Raw genomic sequence first — 12,131 nt, forward strand, 5'->3', positions numbered from 1 at the left:
CTTAAGATTTATGAGGTTTTTTGTTTTTACTATAGAAGGCTTAGTGATTCTTTATAAACTTTAATAAGTTAAGTAAATTCTATTTCAGCAGATTTTTTCCATAAAATAGTTTCTGTTTATAGAGTCCAGGGCTCTTAGTCCAAAGTCATCTAAGATCAACAAATCTTGTTTTTCAATTTTATTGATCTCTTTACTATATGAACCATCAGCTTTTGAGGTTCTTAGTTTTGTAAATAACTTATGGGTATTAAAGTACATGACCTTATACCCTAAAGAGCAAGGGATCAAGTCAAAAAGTTGTGGGATTTCAGGATTAAGCAAAAATTGTAGTTAATCTATACAGGAAAAAATTCACGTTCCTGACTCCCCTAAACTGAGCTCTAAAAGCTTTAATTTTCGCATTGAAAGATTCTGCAGAAGCATTTGTATTTCGGTTATCGAAGTAATTAAGTATATTTTTATAGTGTATTGACATTGTTCTAGCAATGGTATTAAAACTTATAAAGGCTGCTTGTCTTACTTTTAATAATATCTGCGGAATCGTTTTCAAGTTCCTTTAATTTTATGATGAGTTCATCTGATAGAAAATTTAATTTCATGTACTTAAATGGATTAAAATAATTGAGACTAAGTTTAAGTGCACTTAAATTGGAGAGAAAAACTAAATTTATAGAGTCCCCATGTTTGTAAGAATTTAACACCAATAAATGTGCCTTAAATTGTTTTGTAGGAAAAAAACTATTTTTTTTGTATTTTGAGGTAGTAAATGAATGAAGGTTGATTTGTTTAGAAATTTTTAGTTTAAAACACCCGAATTATCAAGTTTTGAAGTTATACTGAATTTGTATAAAATAATCAGGGAATAATAGAATATGAAGCGATTTGTGTCGTTTTGAAATATTGTTGTAAAGAATTACAAATTGTTTTAGCTATGTTTTAGCAAAAAAAAAGCCAAGAATTATTTTTCTTGACTTTCCTTTGTTTACTTGTAGCGAGAGCGGGGCACGATCCCGCGACCTCCGGGTTATGAATCCGACGCTCTAACCAGCTGAGCTACCTCGCCATAATTTGAGGGTGCAAATATAGAAACATTATTAGAGTTACCAAACAGATCTGAAAAAAAATAAAATTAAATTTTATGGGCTCACTTATCAATTAATGTATATATTGGCGATATAAATTTCTAAATTACTTATGGACGACAAAGTTAGATTTGATATTGAATTTCCAATACATGCTTCCCCTCAACTTTTATACACTTATATTTCAACACCTTCTGGTTTATCAGAATGGTTTTCAGACAACGTAAATTCTCGTGGAGAGTTATTTACCTTTATTTGGGATGGCAGCGAAGAAAAAGCAAAATTACTAAATAAAAGATCAGGTGAGCGTGTGAAGTTCAGATGGTTAGAAGATGAAGAAGATGGTCAATCGTATTTCTTTGAAATTAAAATTCAGGTTGATGAAATCACCAAAGATGTTTCTCTTATAATTACAGACTATGCTGAAGACGATGAGGTTGATGAAGCTAAAATGCTTTGGACTAATCAAATTTCCAGTTTAAAGCAAGTATTAGGATCAGCTTAATTACAAATAACATATTTTAAATTATATTTGTCCCGCTTACACAAAAATCGTGTAAGCGGGATTTTTTATGACGAATTTTAACGGTACACTTTTAGACGGAAACGCTTTTTTATCAATCAAAAATAGAGGATATGCCTATGGTGATGCGCTCTTTGAAACTATAAAGTCGAGTAGTGGGAAATTGTTGTTTTGGGAAGATCATTATTTTAGATTAATGGCCTCGATGCGTATTATGCGTATGGAAATTCCAATGAGTTTTACTATGGAATTTTTAGAAGGAGAAATTCAAAAAACCTTGGAAGCTAACGATTTAGAAAATGAGTCTGCTCGTGTAAAATTTACTGTTCATAGAAATGAGGGTGGTTTATATGCACCCAAAACAAATAACGTCAGTTTTGTGATTGCTGTGAATCCTCTTTCAGAAAGCTTTTATACGATCTCAGAGGCGTTTTACGAAGTAGATTTGTTCAAAGATTATTATGTATCGCCAAGCTTATTATCAACGCTAAAAACGAATAATAAGGCTTTAAATGTTGTAGGAAGTATTTATGCTAAAGAAAACAGTTTAGATAATTGTCTTTTATTAAATACGAATAAACAAGTTGTTGAGGCTCTAAATGGTAATGTGTTTCTTGTAAAAGGAAATACGATTAAAACACCGCCATTAACAGACGGCTGTTTAAAAGGGGTGATGAGAACTCAGTTAATTGAGCTTATTAAAGCGGTGCCAGAATATGAATTAGTTGAAGATTCAATTTCACCGTTTGAACTTCAAAAAGCAGATGAAATGTTTATCACCAATGTCATGGTAGGTATTCAGCCAGTGAGTAAATACCGAAAAAAGTCATTTACCAATGAGGTGTCTAAAAGTTTACTTCAAAAGTTAAATGTAAAAATTCGTTTAAATTAATTGTAACTAGGGTTTTCTGGTGCGTTCGACCAAATGCTGTATTCGCCACCAAACTCTAACATTTTTTCTTTCCAAAAAGTTTCATAGTCTTTTTCTATGATGTTTTTTTTGTAAATGTTTTCAGAAACTACCCAAGAGTTCGATTTTAATTCAGTATCCAATTGATTGGTGTCCCAGCCAGAATAGCCTAAAAAGAATCTAATATCATTTTCATTGATTGTATTTGTTTTAATCAGTTCAGCAACACGATTAAAATCACCACCCCAATAAATACCTAAAGAAATCTCAATACTATTTGGTATTAACTGCGGAATTTTATGAATAAAATATAAGTTATCTTGTTCAACAGGACCACCATTATAAACTTTAAAAGTTGCTTCCACCTCTGGAATTAACTCATTAATTGTATAATCTAAGGGCTTGTTAAGGATGAAGCCTATGGATCCTTCTTCAGAATGATCTGCTAATAAGACTATAGAACGGTTAAAAGAAACATCTCCAATAATTGCAGGTTCTGCAATTAATAAATCTCCTTTTTTGGGTTTTATTGTCACCATATATCGAGGAATTTAGTAATTAAAACTAATATTAATTTATGGTAAATGCAACTATTTTGTTAAAATATAAAAAAAAAGCCTCCAAAAAGGAGACTTTTTCTAAATATAAAGAAGTAAATGATTAGTTTACTGCGTTTGATAAATCAGAACCAGCTTTAAACTTTACAATGTTTTTAGCTGCAATTTTGATAGTTTCTCCTGTTTGAGGGTTTCTTCCGTCTCTTGCAGCTCTATTAGAAACTGACCAAGATCCGAATCCTACTAAAGAAACTCTATTTCCTTTTTTTAAAGCTCCTTCAATTTCAGTTAACGCACATTCTAAAGCTTTTTTTGCAGCTGCTTTAGTAATTCCTGCGTGTTCTGCCATTGCGTCGATTAAATCTGTTTTGTTCATAATGTATAATTTAATTTATTAATAAAGTTGGATTACAATTTTGTTTAAATCCTTTACAAATTTATACGGATTATGCAATCATGCAAGTAATAGCAAGGGAAATACATGGTTTTGTTAATAACTTCAGTCATTTGTTAATAAAGGCGATGCGCTTTATCGGATATTTAGTAATATCAATGGTTATAAGGGTTTACAGCATTTTTGCGTTTTCACTAAAACTGTATCCATTTAAAAGTGATTTTATATCCATTGAACGTTTCCCTGGGAGCTTAATTTCTTTCAAAATAAGATAACCTCCTGTGACTGCTACTTTTAACTCTTTTTTTGATGTAATGAGTGTGCCTAAAACATTATTATGGTCTACCAATTCTTTTTCTGAAGCATAAATTTTAACATCTAATTTATCTTCCCCATTAATTAAAGTAGTCCAAGCTGCGGGATACGGACTCAATCCACGAATGTGATTAAAAATATTATCCATAGGGGCTTCCCAGTTTATTTTACAATTGTCTTTATTTAGTTTGTAAGCCGTCTTAATATTTGAAGAATCTTTCTGCGGAATAGTCTTTACGTTGTTTTGTTCAATTGATTCTACAGTTTTTATCACCAAACGACTTCCAATAGTCATTAATTTGTCATGAAGACTCCCGGCGTTCTCATTTGGCTCTATTGAAATTTCTTCTTGAAGAATCATGTCTCCGGTATCAATTTCTTCATCTATAAAGAAAGTTGAAACCCCTGTTTTTGTTTCACCATTTATAATAGCCCAATTAATAGGAGCTGCTCCACGATAATTTGGTAATAAAGAAGCGTGTAAATTAAAAGTACCATATTCAGGTATTTTCCAAACCAATTTTGGTAACATTCTAAAGGCTACAACAATTTGTAAATTAGCATTTAATGATTTCAATTCTACTAAAAAAGCTTCTTCCTTTAAATTGGTTGGCTGTAAAACGTTTAAGTTTTGTGAAACCGCATACTTTTTTACAGCACTTTCATTTAGTTTTCTGCCGCGTCCTGCAGGTTTATCAGGTGCTGTAATAACACCTACAATGTTTTTATTATTTTCTACTAACGTTTTTAAGGTGTCTACCGCAAAGTCGGGTGTACCCATAAATACGATTCTTAAATCTTTCATCTTTTGATGGCTTTATTATAGTGTCGTTTGCAATTTTACAAATGACTTAATTTATATGTGTTTTTTGAGGTAATTGTGATTATTTGATGTTCTAAAAGTAACTTTAAAACGGTTTTTAATTCATTTTCAGAACAATTTATTTGCTCTAAAAGGTCTCTAGAAGAATAATCTCCCGATTCTAAAATTTCAATAAGATTTCTTTTTACAGAATTGATGTCCTGTGGTACTTCCTTTTTTTTCTGTTGAATGCATACTGAACATATTTTGCAGTCTTCAACATTTTTTTCGCCAAAATAGGAGAGGAGTTGCACACTTTTACAAACGGAATCGTTTTCAATATAATCAAGCATCGCTTTTACTTGATTTTGTTTCAGTTTATTTTGTTGTTTTATTATGGGTGCAATTCTATTGATAGTTATTTCGTCTTCACGTGGTTCTATAAAAGTTACTTGAGCATCTGTTTTAGCTAAATTAAGTGTAATAATCTCATCTCCTTCCAATTGCTGTAAGGTATGTATTAATTGATGTTCTGGAATAGATGCTTTTTTAGAAACCTTTTTCAAATCTACTTTTGTAAGATTATCAAAAATGCCACCATACATTCTTAAAATTGATTTTACTATAATATTGTAATCTTCATGAGTATCTAAATAATTAAAAAGGGCATGATTTGAAATAATAAACTGAACGGTAACCTTATTTTTAAATTGTTTTGACAGGGTAATTACACTATTTCTATCTAAAAAAAGCAAGGCATTATAGCATAAAATAGATGGAAATTGGTACGTTTTACAAAAACTATTAAAATCAAAATCGAAGGTTTCGTATTCACCTTCGCCATAGGAAACTTGAAAATAGTTACATAATTTTCTATATACTTGTTTAATTAAATCTACCGTTGGCAAAACACTTAAAAACTGGTTTTTAACAAGTTCTTCATCACTTTTGTTTTTCAAAATTACCGCAAAAGCTTTATCGCCGTTTCGTCCGGCACGACCGGCTTCTTGGAAATAACTTTCAATACTTTCAGGTAAATTTAAGTGAACAACCGTTTTAACATCTGGCTTGTCTATACCCATACCAAAGGCATTGGTCGCCACCATAACTTGACATTGGTTTTGTAACCAGGCGGTCATGTTTTTATCTTTTTCATCGTTTGTGAGTCCGCCATGATAAAAAGTAGCATTTATGTTTTTAGATTTTAAAAAAGACGCTATTTCAATGGTTGCTTTTCTATTTCTAACGTATACAATTGACGATGCCGGATTCTTCCTTAAAATGGTTTCTAACCTGTAATGTTTATCATTTTCATGAAAAACCATGTAAGCCAGATTGCTTCTCCAGAAAGACGTTTTAAATATTTTAGGCTGAATGAAATCTAACTCCTTTATAATATCATTTACTACTTCTGGTTTTGCCGAAGCTGTTAGTGCTACCACATTGGCTGAAGGTCGTAAACGCCTTAACAGTTCAATGTTTTTATAGGCTGGTCTAAAATCGCTGCCCCACTGCGAAATACAATGCGCTTCATCAACGGCAATTAAATTGACATTCATAAGTCTGATGCGATCTTGAACCAGCTCCTGCTGTAAGCGTTCTGGTGACAAGTATAAAAACTTGTAATTACCATAAATGCAATTATCAAGCATGGTGTCCAATTGGCTATAACTAATGCCGCTTGTTAGTGCCATGGCCTTAATGCCTTTTTCGTTTAAGGCTTGTACTTGGTCTTTCATTAAGGCAATTAACGGAGAAATTACAATACAAATACCGTCTTTAGCTAAGGCTGGAATTTGAAAACATAAAGATTTGCCTCCTCCTGTGGGTAATAAAACAAAAGTATCTTCGCCTTCAATAACTGCATTTATAATGGCTTCTTGTTCGGGTCTGAAACTTGTGAAATTCCAATAACGTTCCAATATGTTAATGGGATGTTGCATATTAAAAATTGATGGTTTTTAATATGAAGTTTGTACGATTTTCAACAGTGTCGAAGGGCACATCAATTAATTGATATTGATAGGATTCATAGGTTTTTACAAGGTGTTTGTGTATGTCTTGAGCTTGTTCAAAAGTTTCATAACGCTCACTATCACTTTTGTAAATGGCTTCCCAGGGTTTTAAAACAAAAACAGTGTCGTATATTAAGTTTTTACAGGTCGCTTTAAATTCTTGTGGGAAGGAGTCTCCAATAAAATCCATGTAGGCAAGTACATCGTGAACACCTCTGTCAAAAAAAATGGTTTTATTCTCGAAGTTTTCTGCGTCTTTAAATTGCTGTGCTCGGCCTTTTAAAAGCATTTCACTAAAAAGTAGTGGATTGGTTAGAAAAAGCTGGTCGATGCCTTTTTTCTTAGCCTCAATGATAACCTGACGTGAAATTTCTTCCATACATGGAAATCCTCTTTTTATTAACGCATTAATTAAAGTTGACTTTCCGGTACCGGGACCACCTGTTATAAGAATCTTTTTTGTGTTCAAATCGGCAATATTTCTTGTAAAAATCGGAATTTAACAGCTATAAAAAAAATCAAAGACTAAAGTCGCTAATTTTATTATTTATCTGAAGCGGATGTTTTCATTTTAAGTCTAGAAATCAACACTTTAATTGTATGGGATTAAAAAGATGAAATTGTATATTTGTAATACAAAAAAACACTATGAGCACACCTCCAAATTCAGAAGAATTTTATAAGAAATTAAAAGAACAGTTATACGATACCGCTAAATGGCCATCGGAATACTTATATAAATTTATAGTAAATTCAGATCCCTCAAAAATTATTCAAATAGAAGATATTTTTAATAATTTGGGTGCTGTTATTAATACAAAAGAATCTAAAAACGGAAAATATACGAGTGTTTCAATAAATGTAACGATGGAAAACCCAGAAACAGTGATTGCCAAGTATAAAGAAGTCACAGAAAATGTTGAAGGTGTTATAAGTCTTTAGATATTTTTTGTATTTTGCGCATGCAGAAACACTTCATGCAACACAATATAACTCTACACAATTATTTTGATAGATACCTTAGAATACAACACAGAGCGTGAGCATTTAATCATTCCAGAGTACGGAAGACATATGCAGAAGATGATTAATTACGCGAAATCATTAGAATCTAAAGAAGAACGTAATAAAGTTGCGAAAGGCATTATAGCCGTCATGGGAAATATGCAACCGCATTTAAGAGACGTTCCAGATTTTCAGCATAAGCTTTGGGATCAAATGTTTATCATGTCTAATTTTGAATTAGATGCCGATTCACCTTACCCAATTCCTACCAAGGAAATTTATGAAGAACGTCCAGAGCCTTTAAGGTATCCTCAAAATTTTCCGAAGTATCGCTTTTATGGGAACAATATTAAAACCATGATCGATGTAGCAAACACATGGGAAGATGGTGAACTAAAAGAAGCTTTAACGTATACGATTGCAAATCATATGAAAAAGTGTTTCTTAAACTGGAATAAAGATACGGTTGAAGATGCCGTTATTTATGATCATTTATATGAACTTTCGGGAGGGAAAATTAACTTAAAAAATTCTGAGGAGGATTTATCAGACTCTACAAGCTTAATGCGTTCAAAAACAAAGTTTTCAAATAATAATACTAAGAAAACACATCACAAAAAAAGTAATTCTAATAACCGACAAAGAAAACGCTACTAAAATTTCATGGGAACATTTAAAATTGAAGGCGGTCACCAATTAAAAGGGAAAATTCAACCTCAAGGTGCAAAGAACGAAGCCTTACAAATTCTGTGTGCTGTATTATTAACACCAGAAGTCGTTACAATACATAATATTCCAAATATTATTGATGTTAATAAATTAATGGCATTATTGTCACATTTAGGTGTGAAAGTTAATGAAATAGGGAAGGGGTCCTACACCTTTCAAGCCGATGAGATTAATTTAAAATATTTAGAATCTGATCAATTTAAAATTGACGGACGTGGTTTACGCGGGTCTATCATGATTGTTGGTCCGTTATTAGCACGTTTCGGTAAAGGTTTTATACCTAAGCCAGGAGGTGATAAAATTGGTCGTCGTCGTTTAGATACGCATTTTGAAGGCTTAATTAATTTAGGAGCAAAATTTAGATACAGCAAAGAAGAGCAGTTTTACGGCGTTGAAGCTGAAAAACTAAAAGGTGCTTACATGCTTCTTGAAGAAGCTTCAGTAACAGGAACAGCAAATATTTTAATGGCTGCTGTTTTAGCTGAAGGAAAAACAACGATTTACAACGCAGCTTGCGAACCTTATTTACAGCAATTATGTAAAATGCTGAATAGAATGGGGGCTAAAATTAGCGGAGTAGGTTCTAATTTATTAGTTATTGATGGTGTAGATAGCCTTGGCGGAACAGAACATACCATGCTTCCAGATATGATTGAAATTGGAAGTTGGATTGGTCTTGCTGCGATGACTAAAAGCGAATTAACGATCACTAATGTGTCTTGGGATGATTTGGGGGTGATTCCTGCAACGTTTAGAAAATTAGGAATTACTGTAGAACAGCGTGGTGACGATATTTATATCCCTGCACACACTAATGGTTACGAAATTCAAAGTTTTATAGATGGTTCTATTTTAACTATTTCTGATGCACCATGGCCTGGATTTACGCCAGATTTACTAAGTATCATTTTAGTAGTGGCAACACAAGCTAGAGGAAGTGTTTTAATTCACCAAAAGATGTTCGAAAGTCGTTTATTCTTCGTAGATAAATTAATTGATATGGGCGCTAAAATTATTTTATGTGATCCGCATAGAGCAACCGTTATAGGTCATGATTTTAAATCGACATTAAAAGCAACAACAATGACCTCGCCAGATATTCGTGCAGGTGTGTCTTTATTAATAGCGGCGCTTTCTTCTAAAGGAACATCATCTATTCAAAATATCGAACAAATAGATCGAGGTTACGAACATATTGATGAACGTTTACGTGCTATAGGTGCAAAAATTGAGCGTATTGACTAATTAGAAGTAACTTATTATAATATACAAAAAGGCTTGTTTTTTTTAAACAAGTCTTTTTTTGTGCTTAATTTATTCTGTAACTCAAATACGATAAAACTGTGTCAATATAAGTTGAAACTGTTTTAGGCTTAATAAAAAAAAATAGCCATTCAGATTAGTTAGAATAAAATAAAATAATCCTTATCATAAAAATAAGGGAACACTAGGGGTGTGTTTTTAGGGAGCGGACATAAAAAAGCCCCTGCTTATAAAAATTTAATGTAAAAGCAAGGGCTTAAAAATAGGTTAAGGTCTACCTTTTAACCTTTTTTCAATTTTTTGTTTTATAGCTGTTAAGCGTTTCATAAGATCCATGATCTCAGGATCTTTTTCTTCTTTATAGATGCTGTTTAAGCTTAATATTAATTCTTTTACTTCTCTAGAGGATTCTATGCGTTCACTAGTTGTTTTAAACGTGTGCTTGCGTTGTTCGAATTCTAAAGCTCGGTCTATAATCTCCATACGGTATGTTTAATCTTTAATCAATTTTAAGGGAAGTAACGTTAGTTTATCGTCACAATTCGCCAATATAATAAAATCTATGATATTTTCGATTTTTATAGTGAATTATTATGTAAATTTTAGTATTCTATCGTCTAATGCTCCCTGTTTTTCATTAATACTAATTTTAGGCTTCTAAAAGATTGTTTTTACTAATAGAATTATAATTCTAGGTTAAACGTTCTAGCATGTGCGAAAACTTAGATTTTCTATTGGTGAAAGACACTTCAAGTCACGGAAGTTATTTTATGGTTTTGTTAACAAAAAACGACATTTGGATACGTAATTTTATAGCTATAATTTAATTCAAAATAAATTAAAATGAAAAAAATACTATTACTTTTTATGGCTTGTGCTACAGTGCTTTCTGTTCATGCTCAAGTAAACACACCACAACCAAGTCCTGCAGCTAAACTGGAGCAAAAAGTAGGATTAACAGATATTACGCTTGAATATTCCAGACCAGGAGTAAAGGGCCGTTCTATTTTTGGAGACTTAGTGCCCTATGATAAATTGTGGAGAACAGGAGCAAACAAAAATACAACCGTTACATTCAGCACAGATGCTGTAATTGATGGTTATAAATTAAAAGCAGGTTCTTATGCAATTTTTGCAAAACCAGGAGAAAGTCTTTGGAAAGTTTATTTTTATTCCGACACAGAAAACTGGGGGACACCAAAAAAATGGGATGACTCTAAAGTGGTTGCAGTAACATCTGTAAAAGCACACGAAGTACCTTTCAATGTTGAAACATTTACTTTAGATATTAATAGCATCACTAACGGTGGGGCTCAAATTGAGTTAATTTGGGAAAAAACATATATCGCTATACCTTTCACGGTTCCTACAGACAATGCTGTTTTGGCTAGTATCAATGATGTTTTGGGAGGAAGCCCAAAGGCAAGTGATTACTATGCATCGGCGTCTTATTACCTACAAGAAGGGAAAAATCCTAAGCAGGCTATGGAATGGATTGATAAAGCTGTAGAAATGACCAAAGAGAAACCTCTTTTTTATTACATAAGAAAACAGTCTTTAATTCATGCTAAAGCAGGCGATTCAAAAGGTGCTATTGCGGCGGCAAGAAAATCGTTAGAATTAGCTAAAATAGCTGGAAATGATGATTACGTGAAAATGAATCAAGATTCTTTAAATGAGTGGTTAGGTGAGTAAACTTAACTTTTAAGTACTGCATATAACATAAAACGCAACCTTTTCGGGTTGCGTTTTTTTTGTTATTTATAGATTATTAGTTTAATAAACTGATTATCTGTAATGAGACATAATTGTTATCGTCAACCTGAACTTGTTTCAGGTTCTCATAACAATATATTAATTATCAGCTTTATGAGATTCCGAAATAAATTCGGAATGATGTAAATACAATGTTTAGGTTACAAAACGGATATACAAATTTAATAATTTAAATTAATAAGCGCTCGAACCTTATCAAGAGTATTTATCAATTGTTCACTAAAATTAAAAGTCATGATATCACTTTCGGTTTTACCTTGACGCAGTAATTCATTAAAATGTATAGTTTCGTAGTTATAACCTATGCTTTTGTAATTAAAATTATAGGTTTTTTTATGGTTTTTAGTAATGATTGTAACTGTGGAAGGTTGATGAAACATGCCGTTAATTTTAACCATTGCATTTTCAAATTTAAAGGTAGCTTCTGTTGGTAAGTCTTCCAATAAAGAACTTTTTAAATGCGCCGTGGCACCGCTATCATATTGAAAAGTCATATCGCAAGATGAATCGGCGCCATTATCAAAATAGGTTGCTTTTGCTGCTATGTTATCTGGAACACCTAAAGATGATAAGGCTGCGAAAATAGGGTAGATGCCAATATCTAATAAACTGCCGCCGCCTAATGATTTATTATATAGCCGTGAGGTATCGTCAAAAGTTCTGTAAAATCCGAAATCTGCTTCAAGTTTCTGTAAGTTACCGTTATTTTAGCCCCTAATAAGTTCGGAGTGATATTTTAAATTTCAAAACTAATATATTT

13 protein-coding genes, 1 tRNA gene and 2 pseudogenes are annotated in these 12,131 nt (G+C 32.2%); 6 read left to right on the forward strand and 10 right to left on the reverse strand.

Going from position 1 to position 12,131, the window contains the following annotated elements:
- Window positions 1–90: 90 nt before the first annotated feature.
- The 3 genes and pseudogenes from KO493_RS01030 to KO493_RS01040 all read right to left on the reverse strand — a co-directional run.
- Window positions 91–279: pseudogene (locus KO493_RS01030) on the reverse strand (ATP-binding protein); the annotation flags it as partial.
- A gap of 34 nt (window positions 280–313) precedes the next feature.
- The gene (locus tag KO493_RS01035; protein WP_289846502.1) at window positions 314–550 is read right to left on the reverse strand and encodes a transposase; all 237 of its coding nucleotides are present in this window, start codon (window positions 548–550) and stop codon (window positions 314–316) included.
- 439 nt (window positions 551–989) lie between these two features.
- Window positions 990–1,063 (reverse strand) — tRNA-Met (locus tag KO493_RS01040).
- Between the two features lie 131 nt (window positions 1,064–1,194).
- Here KO493_RS01040 and KO493_RS01045 point away from each other — a divergent pair.
- Both KO493_RS01045 and KO493_RS01050 read left to right on the forward strand, forming a co-directional pair.
- Window positions 1,195–1,587 carry an START-like domain-containing protein gene (locus KO493_RS01045; protein WP_216066098.1) on the forward strand — a complete coding sequence of 131 codons (393 nt, stop codon included), beginning with the start codon at window positions 1,195–1,197 and terminating at the stop codon, window positions 1,585–1,587.
- Window positions 1,588–1,654: 67 nt separating this feature from the next.
- The gene (locus KO493_RS01050; protein WP_216066099.1) at window positions 1,655–2,497 is read left to right on the forward strand and encodes an aminotransferase class IV; all 843 of its coding nucleotides are present in this window, start codon (window positions 1,655–1,657) and stop codon (window positions 2,495–2,497) included.
- Here KO493_RS01050 and KO493_RS01055 read toward each other — a convergent pair.
- The 5 genes from KO493_RS01055 to KO493_RS01075 all read right to left on the reverse strand — a co-directional run bounded on the left by KO493_RS01055 (window position 2,494) and on the right by KO493_RS01075 (window position 7,067).
- The gene (locus KO493_RS01055) at window positions 2,494–3,054 is read right to left on the reverse strand and encodes a YqgE/AlgH family protein (RefSeq protein WP_216066100.1); all 561 of its coding nucleotides are present in this window, start codon (window positions 3,052–3,054) and stop codon (window positions 2,494–2,496) included. The genes KO493_RS01050 and KO493_RS01055 overlap by 4 nt on opposite strands.
- 121 nt (window positions 3,055–3,175) lie before the next feature.
- Complete coding sequence (locus tag KO493_RS01060; protein WP_067147527.1) at window positions 3,176–3,448, reverse strand: HU family DNA-binding protein; 273 nt, start codon at window positions 3,446–3,448, stop codon at window positions 3,176–3,178.
- A 190-nt stretch (window positions 3,449–3,638) separates the two neighbouring features.
- Entirely contained in the window at window positions 3,639–4,586 is a 948-nt protein-coding gene (gene fmt / locus KO493_RS01065) for a methionyl-tRNA formyltransferase (protein ID WP_216066101.1), read from the reverse strand.
- 35 nt (window positions 4,587–4,621) lie between these two features.
- Window positions 4,622–6,526 (reverse strand): RecQ family ATP-dependent DNA helicase, encoded by a 1,905-nt coding sequence (locus KO493_RS01070; RefSeq protein ID WP_216066102.1) that lies wholly within the window; start codon window positions 6,524–6,526, stop codon window positions 4,622–4,624.
- 1 nt (window position 6,527) lies between these two features.
- The gene (locus KO493_RS01075) at window positions 6,528–7,067 is read right to left on the reverse strand and encodes an AAA family ATPase (protein WP_216066103.1); all 540 of its coding nucleotides are present in this window, start codon (window positions 7,065–7,067) and stop codon (window positions 6,528–6,530) included.
- Window positions 7,068–7,246: 179 nt separating this feature from the next.
- On the opposite strand from KO493_RS01075, the gene KO493_RS01080 reads away from it, so the two are divergent.
- From KO493_RS01080 to murA, 3 genes are all read left to right on the forward strand, one after another.
- Window positions 7,247–7,540: a DUF493 family protein gene (locus tag KO493_RS01080; RefSeq protein ID WP_216066104.1), complete on the forward strand. Its 294-nt coding sequence runs from the start codon at window positions 7,247–7,249 to the stop codon at window positions 7,538–7,540.
- Window positions 7,541–7,606: 66 nt separating this feature from the next.
- Window positions 7,607–8,260 carry a DUF4290 domain-containing protein gene (locus KO493_RS01085; RefSeq protein WP_216066105.1) on the forward strand — a complete coding sequence of 218 codons (654 nt, stop codon included), beginning with the start codon at window positions 7,607–7,609 and terminating at the stop codon, window positions 8,258–8,260.
- Window positions 8,261–8,266: 6 nt separating this feature from the next.
- Window positions 8,267–9,577, forward strand: a complete 1,311-nt coding sequence (gene murA / locus KO493_RS01090; RefSeq protein ID WP_216066106.1) for a UDP-N-acetylglucosamine 1-carboxyvinyltransferase — start codon at window positions 8,267–8,269, stop codon at window positions 9,575–9,577.
- Between the two features lie 285 nt (window positions 9,578–9,862).
- Here murA and KO493_RS01095 read toward each other — a convergent pair whose 3' ends face one another.
- Window positions 9,863–10,078 (reverse strand): hypothetical protein, encoded by a 216-nt coding sequence (locus KO493_RS01095; protein WP_216066107.1) that lies wholly within the window; start codon window positions 10,076–10,078, stop codon window positions 9,863–9,865.
- A 360-nt stretch (window positions 10,079–10,438) separates the two neighbouring features.
- On the opposite strand from KO493_RS01095, the gene KO493_RS01100 reads away from it, so the two are divergent.
- On the forward strand, window positions 10,439–11,290 hold the full coding sequence (locus KO493_RS01100; protein WP_216066108.1) for a DUF2911 domain-containing protein: 852 nt from the start codon (window positions 10,439–10,441) through the stop codon (window positions 11,288–11,290).
- Between the two features lie 242 nt (window positions 11,291–11,532).
- On the opposite strand, the pseudogene KO493_RS16080 reads toward KO493_RS01100, so the two are convergent.
- A pseudogene (locus KO493_RS16080) lies at window positions 11,533–12,060 on the reverse strand (Gfo/Idh/MocA family protein); the annotation flags it as partial.
- Window positions 12,061–12,131: the final 71 nt, after the last annotated feature.

This window comes from Pseudotamlana agarivorans (genome assembly GCF_018860245.1).
GTDB classification, from domain to species: domain Bacteria; phylum Bacteroidota; class Bacteroidia; order Flavobacteriales; family Flavobacteriaceae; genus Pseudotamlana; species Pseudotamlana agarivorans_A.